Source organism: uncultured Brachyspira sp. (genome assembly GCF_910578695.1).
Lineage (GTDB): Bacteria > Spirochaetota > Brachyspiria > Brachyspirales > Brachyspiraceae > Brachyspira.
Map to the genome: position 1 here is coordinate 24,004 of NZ_CAJTQJ010000020.1, position 15,135 is coordinate 39,138.

The following is a 15,135-nucleotide window of genomic DNA, read 5'->3' on the forward strand; positions in this document are numbered from 1 at the left end:
TTTTATTTATTTTATTGTTGCTAGCTATAAACTTTCTATTATTGCTAATAAAAATTATGAGCTTTGATACTCTGCCATTCTTACGAATGTCAGACGCTCATAATTTTTATAATTTAAGTTATAAGCTGCTCGTTTAATGTTTAGTTTTGTATCATATTTTTCTGTATAAAGTTACTTGATTGAATAATATTAGTATGATTTATGTTTATAATTAATATATATAATAAATTGCTTTTTACTTGTAAAACTAATTTTTATTTACTATACTATAGTATGACAGAGTACATAAAAAACATTTTATAATTAAAAAAGGAGATAAACTATGAGAGAAATAGTTATAGCAAGTGCTGTAAGAACCCCTGTAGGAAAATTTTTAGGTTCATTTTCAAATGTATCTGCTGTTGAATTAGGTGCTGCAGCAGTAAAAGAAGCTTTAAAAAGAGCAAATATAAAGCCAGAACAAGTTGATGAAACTTATTTCGGCTGTGTAATACAATCGGCACTTCTTCCTAATGTAGCAAGACAAATATCTATTAATGCAGGAATACCTGTTGATAAGCCTGCATTAACTATAAATATATTATGCGGTTCAGGGCTTAGAGCAGTATCAATGGCGGCACAAATGATTAAAGCAGGCGATGCTGATATAGCGGTTGCAGGCGGTACTGAAAATATGAGTATGGCGCCATATACTTCTTCTGCTATGAGAATGGGGGCTAGAATGGCTGAAACTAAAATGCAGGACACTTTACTTAATGATGCTCTTATATGTGCTTTTGAGCGTTATCATATGGGGGTTACTGCAGAGAATGTTGCTGAAAAATGGGGAATTACTAGACAGGAGCAAGATGAGTTTGCATGCAGAAGTCAGAACAGAGCTGAAAATGCTGTTAAAAGCGGAAGGTTTAAAGATGAAATAGTACCTGTTACAGTTAAAACTAGAAAAGGCGAAGTGATAATAGATACAGATGAGCATCCTACTTTCGGTACTACTATGGAGTCATTAGCCAAATTAAAGCCTGCATTCAAAAAAGACGGTACAGTTACAGCTGGTAATGCTTCTGGAATCAATGATGCTGCTTCGGCTATTGTATTAATGTCCAAAGAAAAGGCTGATGAGCTTGGCATTAAATATATGGCTAAAGTTTCAGGATATGCTACTCACGGCGTTGAGCCTAGAATAATGGGTATAGGACCTATAGAAGCAAGCAGAAAGGCTTTGAAAATGGCTAATCTTTCAGTTGAGGATATAGATTTGATAGAAAGTAATGAGGCTTTTGCTGCTCAGTCTATTGCAGTTGCTAGAGAATTGAAATTTGATATGGATAAAGTTAATGTTAATGGAGGGGCTATTGCTATAGGGCATCCAATCGGAGCTTCAGGAGCTAGAATACTTACTACACTTTTATATGAGATGAAAAAACGCGGTTCTAAAAAAGGGCTTGCTACTCTTTGTATAGGCGGCGGTATGGGTACTGCTTTAGTTGTAGAAATGTAATTGAATCATATAATAATAAAAATAAAATGCATAGTAGTAATAAATAGCAGTAATAATATAAAAACCATTAATAAAAGCAGTATTTATAATAAAGGGTTAAAACCTAATATTAAGCTTTAACCCTTTATTTTATATAGTCCTAAACCTTATTTATATTATTATAAATCAGGTTAAAATTCAATTAAAAATAAGGTTTAACAAAAAATAAATAAGGTTAAACCTTATTTATAATCAAAAACAATTCAAAAAGAACATATTTAGTAATTCCTACTAATAAAGCTGTTAAATACAGAGATGTATTTTATATAAAAAATTATTAGGAGTAAAAAAATATGCACCCAGCAGAAGACAGCTAGAAAACAAAAGAAAATATGAGAAAAAATTGTTCTTTATTATGATTTAAATAATTAAAAAATACTTGGCAGCAGTGGCGAGTTTATATATTTTAAAACTTTACTTAATATATAATAATTTACATACCATTACTAATTTACATACAACAACTTGCCAAATTTAAAAACTTTATTTTTTTAATTAATTAGAAAAAACAAACCTGTATATAAATTCTAAATATAATATAATTTATATTAAATAAAATAGAAGTTTATTTAAATTATGTTATTATAGTTAAGTTAGTTAAAATATTTTATCGGAGCTTTACAATTATGAAGAAATTATATCATAATCTTTATGTAGGAGGGGATAAAGACTGCATAGAGTTTAAAGGGGCTATAGTTCATGCATGCCAAAGCTGTTTTGTGAGAGGTGTGAAAGGAAATACAGGAGGGAATATAGAAAATAAAAAAGTTTATGAAAGTAATAAGAATTTGTATTTGAACTTACTTGATATAAGCAGTCTTTCTTTTGAATATGCTTTTCCTATGATTAAAAGATCTATGGAGTTTATAGATGAATATATAAATGATATGGGAGTATTGGTGCATTGTAATTTCGGTATGTCAAGATCTCCGTCTATAGCACTTCTTTATATGGCAAGAAAAGGATATATTGATAATGCTTCATTTAAAGATGCTTTGATAGATTTCCATAAAATATATACTTACTATTCTCCGGGAATGGGAATGTATAGATATTTTGATAATTATTGGTATGAAATTATGAATTTCTAACATAGCTGTTTTTAAAAGCTTAAAATAATTTTTGACAAATATATATTATGATTATATAATATGAATAGTTAAAATTATAATATTTAAATTAATTTTATTAAAATATTAGGAAACCATATAATGTGCAGATTTATAGACTTATTTGCAGGAGTAGGGGGCTTTCATTTAGCTTTTAACTCTGAAAAATGCGTTTTTGCAAGCGAAATAGATATTAACGCTATTGAAACATATAAATTAAACTTTCCTGATACTATACTTGAAGGCGATATTACAAAAATAGATGAAAAAAATATCCCTGAACATGATATAATTTGTGCGGGATTTCCATGTCAGCCTTTTTCTGTGGCAGGTTATAGGAAAGGATTTGAAGATGCAAGAGGAGCTTTATTTTTTGATATAGTAAGAATAATAAAATACCATAAACCTAAAGCTGTATTTCTTGAAAATGTAAAAAATCTTGAAAATCATGATAATGGGAATACTCTAAAAACAATAGTTGATATATTAAAAGATTTAAATTATTATGTTTTATATAAAGTATTAAATTCTGCAGAATATTCAAATATTCCTCAAAATAGAGAGAGAATATTTATAGTAGCTTTCAATAAAGAAAAAGTATTCAGCTATTTAGATTTTAAATTTCCTGATCCTATAAAGTTAACTAAAACTATTCATGATTTTATAGAAAGTGAAAAACAAGATGATATATATTATTATAATAGTACTAAATATTATGAAATTTTTAATGAAAATATAAAAAATAAAAATACTGTATATCAATGGAGAAGACATTATATAAGAGAAAACAAATCAAATCTTTGCCCTACTTTAACTGCCAATATGGGACAGGGCGGGCATAATGTTCCTATAATACGTGATGATTATGGTATAAGAAAATTGACACCAAGAGAATGTTTTAATTTTCAAGGATATCCTAAAAATTTTAAACTTCCAAATCAATCAAATTCTAAATTATATAAACAAGCTGGTAATTCTATTGTTTATCCTTTGGTAAAAAAGATAGCAGATAATATTCTTAAAGTTATAAATAATATTAATATGTCTGAGAAAACAAATGCTGAATTTTTTTGAATTAGATAAAAAAGAAAATAAAAATTATGTTAAATTAATGAAAATAGTTGCAAAACTTTCTAGGTTATATAGCGACAGCGATACTCCGTATATATATTATAGAGCTATGGAAAACTTATTTTGCTATTGTTTTGGAGCTAAAAATTTAAGCAGATCAGATATTGCATTTGATGCTAAATTAGGAAATCTTGGAATAGGATTAAAAACTTTTATTGGTGAAAATAAAGATTATAGTTTTGAAAAAATAGCGGAGTTTAACAAAGATTCAAAACAGATAAAAGATAAAAAAGATGAAAGAGATATAATAGAATTTCTCGCTCATTTAAGGAATGATAGAATTAGTCTTGCCAAGAATCTTTATGGAATATCAGAATCTTTATATCATATTATAGTGAGAAGAAAAAAATCACTCCTATTTTTTGAAACTGATTATAATGAAATTGATATTTCAAATTTAAGAATAGAAAGGCAGAAAGGAAATAAAGAAGAAAAGTCTTTAAATTTTACAGACGGTAATCATTTATATAAGTTTAATTTCTCAAAAAGTACTTTATTTAGAAAATTTGATATTCCTAAAGAAAGTTCATGTGCAGATGCAGTTATATTTGAAAGTCCTGCAGAACTTTTATTGTCAATTGATGAAATTACATATCAATTTAAACCTAAATGTGAATATGTTATTCTTCCATTGTATACAATAAAAGAAGGAAAGAAAATAGTTCAGGAAAAATCTGCTTTGAATCAATGGAATGCAGGCGGAAGAAAAAGAGATTCTGATGAAGTATATATTACAATACCTTCATTTATAAGAAATAATTTTCCTAATTTTTTTCCAGGAAGGGATACTCCATTTATTCTAAAAACTCCTATAGGTGAAATATTAAATGCTAAAGTATGTCAGGATAATAATAAAGCATTAATGACAAACCCTAACAAAGCATTAAGTAATTGGCTTTTGAGAAATATTCTCAAATTAAAAGAATTCGAGCTTGCTACTATTGAAAGATTAGAAATTTTAGGTATAGATTCTGTCATAATAACTAAAGAAAAATATGGAGAGTATTCTATAGATATACAAGGCTGGGGAAGTTATGAAAGATTTATAGAAGAAGTAAAAACAAACGAAAATTAATTTTATATTGGAGTTACTAATAATGTCAGATACAAAAACTCCTGAAGAACGAAGCCGAAATATGGCAAGAATAAAAAGTGAAAATACAAAACCTGAAAATATGGTTAGAAAATATCTTTTTAAACATGGATTTAGATATATAAAAAATGATAAAAGATATCCCGGCAAACCAGATATTGTACTTCCAAAATATCATACAGTGATTTTTGTCAACGGATGTTTTTGGCATATGCATAACTGCTCAAGAGGAAGAATGCCTCTTTCTAATCAGAGTTATTGGGTGCCCAAAATTAAACGCAACATAGAAAGAGATAAAAATAATATAATTAAACTTGAGGCTATGGGATGGAAAGTTATAATAGTTTGGGAATGCGAATTAAAGAAGAAAACTGCGGAAGAAAGACTGCAGAAGTTATGTAAAGAAATAAAAATCAGCATTAAAGAATAATAATTATTATATTACTTGACAATAGAAAATATTTGTATTATAATATTAATATATAAATCTTCGGGGCTAGGTGAAATTCCATACCGGCGGTAAAGTCCGCGAGCCTTTTTGATAATTGATTTTTTCAAAAACGGCAGATTTGGTGCAATTCCAAAACCGACAGTTAAAGTCTGGATGGTAGAAGATAAAACTAATGTAAACTACTGCATAAAAGAATGGCTCTAATTGTTATTTTTAACATTTAGAGTTTTTTTGTTTACAATCTATAAAATCCGCCTATATAAAAAACCAAAGATTATATTAAAAATTATTTTTAAAAAGTATTAGCATTATGCAGGAAGATATTTATAAAAAGTATATGAAAATTGCAATAGAAGAAGCTGAAAAAGGAGAAGGTTTTACAAGTCCCAATCCTTTGGTTGGAGCTGTTATAGTTAAAGATGATAAAGTTATAGGCATAGGCTTTCATCAAAAATACGGAGAAAATCATGCTGAAATAAATGCTTTTCTTGATGCTGAGAAAAAAGGCGAAAATACTGAAAATGCAGATATGTATGTAACTTTAGAGCCTTGTTCTCATTATGGAAAAACTCCTCCTTGTGCTGATGCTATTATAAAAAAAAAGATAAAGAGAGTTATTATAGGCTGTTTAGATTCTAATCCTAAAGTTTCAGGCGGCGGAATAAAAAAACTAAAAGAAGCAGGCATTGAAGTTATAGTGAATGTGCTTGAAGAAGAATGCAGAAAATTAAATGAAGTTTTCTTCTATTATATAGCTAATAAAAGACCTTTTGTTGTGATGAAATATGCTATGACTATGGACGGTAAAATAGCTGCAGTAAGCGGAAAATCTAAGTGGATAACTTCAGAAAAAACAAGAGAGCATTCTCATAAGTTTAGAAATAAATATTCTGCTATAATGGTTGGAATAAATACTGTAATAAAAGATAATCCTATGCTTGACTGCAGATTAGAAAATACTAGAAATCCTATAAGAATAATTTTAGACAGCTCTTTAAAAATAGATTTGAATTCTAATATTTGTAAAACTGCCAAAAAAATAAAAACTCTTATAGCTACAATTAGTGATGATGATAAAAAAATAAAAGAACTTGAAAGTTTGGGTATAGAAATAATAAAAACAAAAAATGATAATGGAAAAGTAAGTTTAAAAGATTTGATGAGAATATTAGGAGAGGAAAAAAATATTGACAGCATATATGTTGAAGGCGGTGCTAGTTTGCATGCTAGTCTTTTGAAAGAGAGATTAGTAAATAAGGCTTTAATTTATATAGCACCTAAAATATTCGGAGGTTTTAAGGCTAAAAGCCCCATAGGAGGCGAAGGAATAAAAGAGCCTGAAAATGCTTTAAAACTTTCAGACGGCAGCATAACAAAGATAGATGAAGATTTATTTTTGGAGTATTATATAGATTATAAATAGTTATTTTTTATAAATATTAAAATAAGCATAAATTAGCTGATTAAAATAAAAATATATAAGGAAAAAATATTAATAATGTTTACTGGTATAGTTGAAGAAATAGGCACTGTTAAATCGGTACAGAGTAAAGTTATCATAGTAGAGGCAGATAAAATATTTGATGATTTGCATTTGGGCGATAGCGTTGCTGTTAATGGTACTTGCTTAACAGTATCTAGTTTTGATAATAAAATATTTAATGCCGATGTTACTCAGGAAACTTTGAACCGTACTAATTTAGGAAGTTTAAAAAATGGCAGTAAAGTTAATCTTGAGCGGGCTATGACTTTAAGCGGAAGATTCGGCGGGCATATAGTAAGCGGGCATATTGACGGAGTGGGGATCATTAAGTCTATGAAAAAAGATGATAATGCCATTATACTTACTATTGAAGTGCCTAGAATTTTGATGAAGTATATAGTAGAAAAAGGTTCGGTTGCTGTTGATGGCATAAGTTTGACAGTGGCAAGTTTGACAGATAATACTTTTTCTATAGCAGTTATTCCTCATACATTGAAAGAAACTGTACTTTATTATAAAAAAGAAGGTGATAAGGTTAATATAGAGAATGATGTTATAGGCAAATATGTTGAAAGGCTTTTAACATTTAAAGAAGATAATGAAAATAATAATGATAGTAAAAAATCTAATATAACAATGGAATTTTTACTTAAAAATGGGTTTTAATAATTTATGCACTTTTTACAGCTTTTTACAGCTAAAAAATATTAGGAAAAAGCTGAATAAAAAAATAAAAATGGAGCATTAAAAATGGAAAATATTTACAGCACTATTGATGAGGCTTTAGAGGATTTAAGAAAAGGCAGAATAATCGTTGTTTCTGATGATGAAGATAGAGAAAATGAAGGCGATTTAATCTGTGCGGCAGAATTTGCCACTGCAGAAAATATTAACTTTATGGCTTCTTATGCTAAAGGTTTAATATGTATGCCTATGAGTAAAGATATTACAAATAAATTAAATTTAAATCAAATGGTTACAAAAAATACTGATAATCATGAAACAGCTTTTACAGTATCTATTGATCATATTGAAACTACAACAGGTATATCTGCAGTAGAAAGATCTATTACTGCTTTGAAAGTCGTTGATGATAATTCAAAGCCTGAAGATTTCAGACGCCCAGGTCATATGTTTCCTCTTCTTGCAAAAGACGGCGGCGTAATTGTGAGAATGGGGCATACTGAAGCTACTGTAGATTTGATGAGGCTTGCAGGACTTAAAGAATGCGGTTTATGCTGTGAGATTATGAGAGATGACGGCGATATGATGAGAAGAGATGATTTGATTGATTTTGCTAAAAAACATAATCTTAAAATGATAACTGTATCTGATTTGATAGACTATAGAAAAAAGAATGAAGACTTAATGGAGCTTTATGCTAAGGCTAAAATGCCTACTAAATACGGAGAGTTTGAAATACTTACTTTTGTAAATAAAATAACTAAGCAGCATCATATTGTACTTACTATGGGAGATATTTCAAATGGCGAAGATATATTATGCAGAGTTCATTCCGAATGTTTAACAGGCGATGCTTTAGGCTCTAAAAGATGCGATTGCGGTGAGCAGTATGATTATGCTATGAAAAAAATAGCTGAAGAGGGAAGGGGCATAATGGTTTATATGCGTCAGGAAGGAAGAGGAATAGGGCTTGTAAATAAATTGAGAGCTTATGAACTTCAGGACAGCGGGCTTGATACAGTTGATGCAAATATAGCTTTGGGATTTAAAGATGATATGCGTGAATATTATGAGGCTTATCAAATGCTTAAAAAATTGGGTGTTAGGAGCATAAAAATTATGACTAATAATCCTGACAAAATAAAATATTTGAACAATTACGGGCTAGAGATAAAAGACAGAATACCTATACAGATAGAGGCATCAGAATATGACTCCTTTTATTTAAAAACAAAAAAAGACAGAATGGGACATATTTTAGATTAAAAAAAAGTTTATAGCTAGCAATAATAAAGATAAACGAACAGCTTATAACTGACGAAGGAAGTTATAAGCTAGTTTAGAGTGAGTTTATCGCTAGCAATAATAATAAAAAACTTGTGAGTTTCTGCTATTTACAGAATGGCAGGGATTACTGACGAACAAGTTTTTTTATTAGTGGATAAGAAATAGAAAAGTTATAATTATAAATATTTAAAAAAATAAAATATAAAAAATGCAGCCTTTTTGCTTTTTTATGTCAGCAAAAAAGATAAGCATTAATAAAGTTAAATTTAAGGAGCTTATAAATGAAAACTTTTGAAGGAAAACTCGTCGGCGAGAAAGAAATTAAAATCGGTATAGTATGTGCAAGATTCAATGAATTTATTGTCTCTAAGCTTTTGGGCGGTGCTTTGGATGCTTTGAATCGTCATAATATAAAAGACGATAATATCAGTGTAGCTTGGGTGCCTGGTGCTTTTGAAATACCTTTAATAGCTTCTAAAATGGCTAAGTCAAAAAAGTATGATGCTGTTATATGTTTGGGGGCTGTCATAAGGGGTTCTACTACTCATTATGATTATGTATGTGCAGAAGTATCTAAAGGTATTGCTAATGTTTCGCTTAATTCTGATATACCTGTAATGTTCGGAGTGCTTACAACTGAAAATATTGAACAGGCTATTGAAAGGGCTGGAACTAAAGCAGGGAACAAAGGCTTTGATTCGGCTATGGCTGCTATTGAGATGGTAAATCTTATAAGAGAGATAGAAAAGTAAAAGATAAATATAAAAATAAAATTGATTATATAAAGAAACAAGGTATTTTTTATAATAAAAGTACCTTGTTTTTTTGTTAGTGATGCATATTATTGATTATATGTAATTTACTATATAATTTTATATTTTTAATTATATTGAATAATTTTAGTGAATTTTTAAATACCATTGAACACATTGAAAAAATGAGTATAGGTATTAAAATTAATATAACTAATATAGAAAAAATAATTGAGCTTAATGTCATATTTATCTATATTTTTGAATAGCCCCATTTTTTCAGCAGCAAATACACTTATTATATGCTCATATATAGAAAAAGAATATGAGTATTCTATAAGAAGATTTATATATTTTATATACTCTTTTTGATTATTATTAATAAAATTAATTTTTTGTATAACTAGATATCTTCTGCATAAAGATTTTAACAAATTTTTCCAAGCTATAGAAAACATAGTAAATAGTAATAATAACATAGTTATATATATAAGAATTTCTATCATAATTTTCAATCCCTATTTTTAAATAAACTGCCTATATCTATAAATATAGATAATGATAATAATATATTAATTAAGAATGATACTTTAAAAGCATTATTCTTAAAAATATTAGATATAGTATCAGATATTATTTTTACGATTTCTTTTTCTCCAGATTGTACCATAAGCCAAAAAGTAAAACCCAAAAATACAAAAAACATTAAAAATATTAATATTATAGCTCTATATTTAATTTTATATACACATATTTTATATTAGTAATATTTTGCTTTATCCTCATTACTATTTTTTGTATTATTATCCATTTTAATGCCTCTAGTTTAACATACAATAGTATAAAAAATAATACAGTAAAAGTCAAATATAATATTAAAAATTAATACAATTAATCCTAATTAAAAACTATGCACTATAAAAAATAATATTAATTTAATAGCTTCTATTTTAATATAATTTTTTTTAATCTCCAAAAATAGCATTAAGCAAATTCATATTATCATAATTTTCTTCATTATTTACTATCTCTTCTATGCCAAAAAATATTAAGCTTGATAAAGCATCGGGAAAATCTAAATAGCTAAATACATCTCCTTTGATATTGCTTTTTGCAAGCGAATCATCAAAGTTTAATAATTGCCTAAGAGCTGTATATCCGCGTCCGTTTCTTGTTTTAAGCCATTCATCAGTGTCAGAGCCTTCAGGTACTTTCTGCCAGCTTTTTGGAAAATAAACTTTATCATATATCAAATAACTTGCATTTACTATTCTTTCAGCTTTATTTTTATGAACATAGAAAGAGTTTACTTCAAAATGCTTTTCTAATCTTTTTACTAATTCTTTCTGAGCAAAATTGCTTTCGCATAATACTTTTTTTATATTTTTATTTGCAAGGAAATTTATTATGCTTTCATCGGTAGTTGAATTAGAATCATTTCTTATAAGTCCTGAATCTATTAAATAAATATCTTCCTCTATCTGAGTATAAATTATAACAGAAGTAAAGCAGTTATACTCTCCGAATGCAGGATCTATTACAGCTTTATGCTCGTATGACATTATTTTATCTGAATTTTCTTTTAAAGCATCATCATAGAATTTTAATTTTGAATATAAAAAAATTTTTCCCTGTTTATTTTTTATTTTTCCAAGCCAAATATGCTCATACATTTTCGGCATAAGCTTCAAAGTGGAAAGTCTTGATTTGTTTAGTATATCGCTGAAATAATAATTGCCGTCATAGTTTATAAAAGTTATTAAAGTATTATTATCCTCATATTCATTATAAGGATATTTATTATTATTTTTATCAATGTAGAATTTATTTTCTAAATTGAATTTGCTTATAGTTTGATAAATAAAATCTGTTTCAAATCTAGGGTTGAATGCAATCCATATTTCGCTTTTATCAGCACGAATTGAAGGCTCTAATATTTCATAGCTTCTTTGAGTGAGAGTATGGGCTTCTTCTATAAAGCATATTCTTACATTATAAATTGATTTAATTTCTTCTATCTTACATTCTCTTATACCTAAAAATATAAATTTGCAGTTAGTTTTTTTATTGATAATTTCATTTCTTTTTATATCAAAAAAAATTTCTAATTTAAGTTCTTTTATAATGCTTATTAAAAGGGGGTATGTTGAATATGCGATTGACTTTTGAATCTCTCTTGAACATAATATTACTCCGCCATTTTCAAAACTTTTAGCTATTAACATTCTTGCGATGGACTCGCTTTTTCCTCCGCCTCTTCCTCCATAAGCTATTTTTATACGCTTTTCTATGCTAAGCCATTTTTCAAAAGGTTTTAAAATATTGATTTTTATATTCATAATTTTTTTATTGAATTAATTTTAATATATCTATATAAAAAGCAAAAATTATAAGCTATTATAAGAATAATCAAAAATATTAATTATCAAATCCTACGCTTATATTAATTTTGTTTTCATCTTCTTTTAATTTTCTTTTTAATTCTTTTCTCTCTAGTTTTTTAATATTTCTATTTTTCATTAATTCAAGAAATACTATAATAGCCCTCTCGCTTGGGGCATTATATTTATATATTATTTTTTTTGATTTTGCTTCTTTTCCGTCTTTATCAGTTTTTATTTCTATAATAGTCTCTTTACTGTAATAGCCTAATGCTTTTTTTATCAAGGCATTTTCTATTTTTATTTTTGCATCTGAAAAATATTCATTCTTTGCCTTTCTTATTTTTTTATGCAAAATCCTTTTATATTTTTTGCTTGATTTATCAATATAGTCTTTTAAATCATCATAGCTTATATTTAATTTCCTGCTTATTTCTTCAAATGCAGGGTTTTCTTTTCTTATAAGTTCATATATTTGCTTTTTTGTTTTATTATTATATTTATTCATTATATGCCTTATACACCTCAAATTTTTACATTATAAAATAATTAAAAAATATAAGCTAATATAAGCTTAATTAATAAAAATACAAAACAATTTATGAATTAAAATTTTTTTAATAATAAAGAGTTTAAGAGTAAACTATTAAAATATAGTTTTTATATTTTTATGTATAATTTTTTATTGACAAAATGATAGCTCTATATTATTATCGTTTTATAAGATGATATAGAACCTTTGATAAATTAATTTGAAATTTAAAAATAGGACAAGGGAGTTATATTATGAAATTAAAAATATTTTATATCTTAATTTTTTTAAATATACATATACTATATTCAATGAATATTTCTCCTGAATTCGGCATATTTATGAATATAGGGGCTTCAAAAATTTTCACTAAAACAGAAGTTGATCAGAATGAATATTCATACCTTGTTGATTTCAAAACAATAAAAGGAGATATTTTTTTAGATTTTGAAGCTATTTTTCAAATAGGTGTAAAAAATAATATTAATAACAATATTGTTACTGGCTTAACTTCTCTTTTAGAAATAGGATACAGCCCATATATAATAAATACACAATATCAAGGTGAAAGTAATGGAGATACTTATATTTTTACTGACAGAGTTAATCTCCATAGTTTTATTTTGGGTATTATAGAAAAAATAGTTTTTAATAAATTTTCTATAGGCATAGGAGCAGGTGTATTATTTCCAATATCTGGTTTCGGTATATCAAATAACTTTGAATATGATAATAATGCACTAGTTATTCCTTCAAAAAATAAATTAAACCATTATGATATAAAAAATTTGTTTATTATTCCTATTGCACCGTATATAAAGATAACTGCCGAATATGCATTTAAGCCTTATAGAATTGATAATGCTGAAATGAATTTTGTACTTGGAGTATATTTAAATTATAACTTCGGTATGCAGTATGATGTTTCAGTATTAAATAAATATACACCTCAAGAAACTATACCGCCAACTATAGGAATTTTTGAAAGTGATATATATTATAAATATGATTATTCTAATTTAGATTTTGGAATTACATTAGGTGTTTCTTTCAGAGCTTTAGAATAACAATAAAACAGATAGTTTTTTTATATAAAAAATAGCCGGACCCATTAAGAAATGAGACCAGCTATTTTTAATTAGTTTGCTATAAATCTGCTGAATTTATTGAACTAAACGCAAAGCACCTTGAGTCATAGTATTAGCCTGAGCAAGCATAGCCAAATTAGCCTGACTTAAAATTTGATCTTTAGCAAATTTAACAGAAGTCTCAGCCATATCAGTATCTCTTATTCTGCTTTCAGAAGCTGCAGTATTTTCATAAGCTATCATTAGTCCTTGAGCAGTAAGTTCTAATCTGTTCTGATAAGCACCAAGATTAGATCTTTGTTTAGAAACTTTAGTTAAAGCTTCATCAACGATACCTATAGCACTATTAGCTTTGTCTATAGAAGAAATAGATATTCCATTGCCTTCAGGAGTTTGTAAGCCTAAAGCAGCAGCAGTCATAGTTCCTACATAAACTCTTCTTCTTTCATCCATGTTTGCACCAATATGAAACCACATAGAAGCAACAGGAGTTCCGCCCTCATTAGGGTTAGCGAATCTTCCAGTTAACATATTAAGAGTATTGAATTGAGCGTGGCTTGCAATACGATTAACTTCATCAACTAATTGAGAAACTTCAACTTGAATAAGCATTCTGTCAGAATCAGTATATATACCGTTAGCAGACTGTACAGCTAATTCACGAATTCTCTGTAAGATATCTTGGCTCTCTTGAAGATATCCTTCAGTAGTTTGAATGAAAGATATGCCGTCCTGAGCATTTCTTTCTGCCTGACGCAAACCGCGAATTTGAGTTCTCATTTTTTCAGATACAGCAAGTCCTGAAGCATCATCTCCTGCTCTGTTAATTCTCATTCCAGAAGAAAGAGCAGCCATGTCTTTAGAAAGATCCACATTCCTAAATTTTAAAGTACGCTGTGCATTTATAGCACTAATGTTGTTATTGATGATCATTGTCATCCTCCATGATATTTATCTCAAAAAGGCATCCATGCCTAATTGGCAAAAAATATTAAAGAGAATTTAAGGCATTCCGACAATTTAAAAGACTATATAAAGCTGTCAAAATACCATTAAATCCTGTAATATAAGGATTATTATATCCTTATATAATATATGGTATCAACTTAAGCAAATAGGGAGTTTAAGACCGCCAAATACTTGAACTCTCATTTTGCTATACAATAATTTTCGACCCTTTCGGCATAAAGTTTAATTTGGTTTAGCATTTTTTTTAATTTTTTTATAAAAAATATAAAAAAATAATACATATAAAATACCGTATCCTGAAAATATAATCAAAATACCGTTATTCAGCTTAAAAAATATAAAAATTATTTGGACTGTACTAGATAACTAAAATTTATTAAAATTTAAGTATAAAACGCAAGTCTTTGGCATATTTGCATAAGTAAAGAAAAATAATTTTAATTAATAGAATACTTTGAAGATAAAGAACTATCGCAAAATAGTTAGCCAAGCTACCAAGATAATTCACCAAAGTATGTAATAATAAAAAGTCTATGGTTAGCAATAATAAAAAAATTTGTCTTTACTTTTTATGCTTTTACTATAAAATATACTTATGATTAAGAAATACTTTAATGTTTTAAATGATTATTTTATCA

General features: G+C 27.4%; 15 protein-coding genes and 1 riboswitch. Of the genes, 10 read left to right on the forward strand and 5 right to left on the reverse strand.

Annotated features, from left to right (window positions below; all coding sequences use genetic code 11):
• Positions 1-322: 322 nt before the first annotated feature.
• The 9 genes from QZ288_RS06990 (at position 323) to ribE (ending at position 9,527) form a co-directional block, all read left to right on the forward strand.
• Positions 323-1,498 carry an acetyl-CoA C-acetyltransferase gene (locus QZ288_RS06990; RefSeq protein ID WP_295156906.1) on the forward strand — a complete coding sequence of 392 codons (1,176 nt, stop codon included), beginning with the start codon at positions 323-325 and terminating at the stop codon, positions 1,496-1,498.
• A 665-nt stretch (positions 1,499-2,163) separates the two neighbouring features.
• Positions 2,164-2,628 carry a phosphatase gene (locus QZ288_RS06995; protein ID WP_295156909.1) on the forward strand — a complete coding sequence of 155 codons (465 nt, stop codon included), beginning with the start codon at positions 2,164-2,166 and terminating at the stop codon, positions 2,626-2,628.
• Positions 2,629-2,748: 120 nt separating this feature from the next.
• Positions 2,749-3,720, forward strand: coding sequence for a DNA cytosine methyltransferase (locus QZ288_RS07000; protein ID WP_295156912.1), 972 nt, complete (start codon positions 2,749-2,751; stop codon positions 3,718-3,720).
• Complete coding sequence (locus QZ288_RS07005; protein WP_295156914.1) at positions 3,704-4,852, forward strand: restriction endonuclease; 1,149 nt, start codon at positions 3,704-3,706, stop codon at positions 4,850-4,852. The genes QZ288_RS07000 and QZ288_RS07005 overlap by 17 nt, the downstream gene beginning before the upstream one ends.
• A gap of 22 nt (positions 4,853-4,874) precedes the next feature.
• Positions 4,875-5,300, forward strand: coding sequence for a DNA mismatch endonuclease Vsr (vsr, locus tag QZ288_RS07010; protein WP_295156917.1), 426 nt, complete (start codon positions 4,875-4,877; stop codon positions 5,298-5,300).
• A 52-nt stretch (positions 5,301-5,352) separates the two neighbouring features.
• Positions 5,353-5,490, forward strand: a riboswitch (FMN riboswitch).
• Positions 5,491-5,631: 141 nt separating this feature from the next.
• Positions 5,632-6,744 carry a bifunctional diaminohydroxyphosphoribosylaminopyrimidine deaminase/5-amino-6-(5-phosphoribosylamino)uracil reductase RibD gene (ribD, locus tag QZ288_RS07015; RefSeq protein WP_295156920.1) on the forward strand — a complete coding sequence of 371 codons (1,113 nt, stop codon included), beginning with the start codon at positions 5,632-5,634 and terminating at the stop codon, positions 6,742-6,744.
• 75 nt (positions 6,745-6,819) lie between these two features.
• Entirely contained in the window at positions 6,820-7,470 is a 651-nt protein-coding gene (locus tag QZ288_RS07020) for a riboflavin synthase (protein ID WP_295156923.1), read from the forward strand.
• Positions 7,471-7,554: 84 nt separating this feature from the next.
• Entirely contained in the window at positions 7,555-8,754 is a 1,200-nt protein-coding gene (locus tag QZ288_RS07025) for a bifunctional 3,4-dihydroxy-2-butanone-4-phosphate synthase/GTP cyclohydrolase II (protein ID WP_295156925.1), read from the forward strand.
• Positions 8,755-9,056: 302 nt separating this feature from the next.
• Complete coding sequence (gene ribE, locus QZ288_RS07030) at positions 9,057-9,527, forward strand: 6,7-dimethyl-8-ribityllumazine synthase (protein WP_295156927.1); 471 nt, start codon at positions 9,057-9,059, stop codon at positions 9,525-9,527.
• A 158-nt stretch (positions 9,528-9,685) separates the two neighbouring features.
• Here ribE and QZ288_RS07035 read toward each other — a convergent pair whose 3' ends face one another.
• From QZ288_RS07035 to QZ288_RS07050, 4 genes are all read right to left on the reverse strand, one after another.
• The gene (locus tag QZ288_RS07035) at positions 9,686-10,033 is read right to left on the reverse strand and encodes a hypothetical protein (protein ID WP_295156929.1); all 348 of its coding nucleotides are present in this window, start codon (positions 10,031-10,033) and stop codon (positions 9,686-9,688) included.
• 5 nt (positions 10,034-10,038) lie between these two features.
• Positions 10,039-10,197 (reverse strand): hypothetical protein, encoded by a 159-nt coding sequence (locus tag QZ288_RS07040; RefSeq protein ID WP_295156931.1) that lies wholly within the window; start codon positions 10,195-10,197, stop codon positions 10,039-10,041.
• Between the two features lie 295 nt (positions 10,198-10,492).
• Entirely contained in the window at positions 10,493-11,866 is a 1,374-nt protein-coding gene (locus QZ288_RS07045; protein WP_295156934.1) for a phage terminase large subunit, read from the reverse strand.
• 79 nt (positions 11,867-11,945) lie between these two features.
• The gene (locus QZ288_RS07050) at positions 11,946-12,416 is read right to left on the reverse strand and encodes a hypothetical protein (protein WP_295156937.1); all 471 of its coding nucleotides are present in this window, start codon (positions 12,414-12,416) and stop codon (positions 11,946-11,948) included.
• Between the two features lie 278 nt (positions 12,417-12,694).
• Here QZ288_RS07050 and QZ288_RS07055 point away from each other — a divergent pair, with 278 nt between their 5' ends.
• The gene (locus QZ288_RS07055; protein ID WP_295156940.1) at positions 12,695-13,507 is read left to right on the forward strand and encodes a hypothetical protein; all 813 of its coding nucleotides are present in this window, start codon (positions 12,695-12,697) and stop codon (positions 13,505-13,507) included.
• A gap of 96 nt (positions 13,508-13,603) precedes the next feature.
• On the opposite strand, the gene QZ288_RS07060 is transcribed toward QZ288_RS07055, so the two are convergent.
• Positions 13,604-14,461 carry a flagellin gene (locus QZ288_RS07060; RefSeq protein WP_295156943.1) on the reverse strand — a complete coding sequence of 286 codons (858 nt, stop codon included), beginning with the start codon at positions 14,459-14,461 and terminating at the stop codon, positions 13,604-13,606.
• Positions 14,462-15,135: the final 674 nt, after the last annotated feature.

Coding starts and splice junctions, on each gene's coding strand:
- QZ288_RS06990 (WP_295156906.1), top strand. CDS start 323: ATGAGAGAAATAGTTATAGCAAGTGCTGTAAGAACCCCTGTAGGAAAA.
- QZ288_RS06995 (WP_295156909.1), top strand. CDS start 2,164: ATGAAGAAATTATATCATAATCTTTATGTAGGAGGGGATAAAGACTGC.
- QZ288_RS07000 (WP_295156912.1), top strand. CDS start 2,749: ATGTGCAGATTTATAGACTTATTTGCAGGAGTAGGGGGCTTTCATTTA.
- QZ288_RS07005 (WP_295156914.1), top strand. CDS start 3,704: ATGCTGAATTTTTTTGAATTAGATAAAAAAGAAAATAAAAATTATGTT.
- vsr (WP_295156917.1), top strand. CDS start 4,875: ATGTCAGATACAAAAACTCCTGAAGAACGAAGCCGAAATATGGCAAGA.
- ribD (WP_295156920.1), top strand. CDS start 5,632: ATGCAGGAAGATATTTATAAAAAGTATATGAAAATTGCAATAGAAGAA.
- QZ288_RS07020 (WP_295156923.1), top strand. CDS start 6,820: ATGTTTACTGGTATAGTTGAAGAAATAGGCACTGTTAAATCGGTACAG.
- QZ288_RS07025 (WP_295156925.1), top strand. CDS start 7,555: ATGGAAAATATTTACAGCACTATTGATGAGGCTTTAGAGGATTTAAGA.
- ribE (WP_295156927.1), top strand. CDS start 9,057: ATGAAAACTTTTGAAGGAAAACTCGTCGGCGAGAAAGAAATTAAAATC.
- QZ288_RS07035 (WP_295156929.1), bottom strand. CDS start 10,033: ATGATAGAAATTCTTATATATATAACTATGTTATTATTACTATTTACT.
- QZ288_RS07040 (WP_295156931.1), bottom strand. CDS start 10,197: ATGGTACAATCTGGAGAAAAAGAAATCGTAAAAATAATATCTGATACT.
- QZ288_RS07045 (WP_295156934.1), bottom strand. CDS start 11,866: ATGAATATAAAAATCAATATTTTAAAACCTTTTGAAAAATGGCTTAGC.
- QZ288_RS07050 (WP_295156937.1), bottom strand. CDS start 12,416: ATGAATAAATATAATAATAAAACAAAAAAGCAAATATATGAACTTATA.
- QZ288_RS07055 (WP_295156940.1), top strand. CDS start 12,695: ATGAAATTAAAAATATTTTATATCTTAATTTTTTTAAATATACATATA.
- QZ288_RS07060 (WP_295156943.1), bottom strand. CDS start 14,461: ATGATCATCAATAACAACATTAGTGCTATAAATGCACAGCGTACTTTA.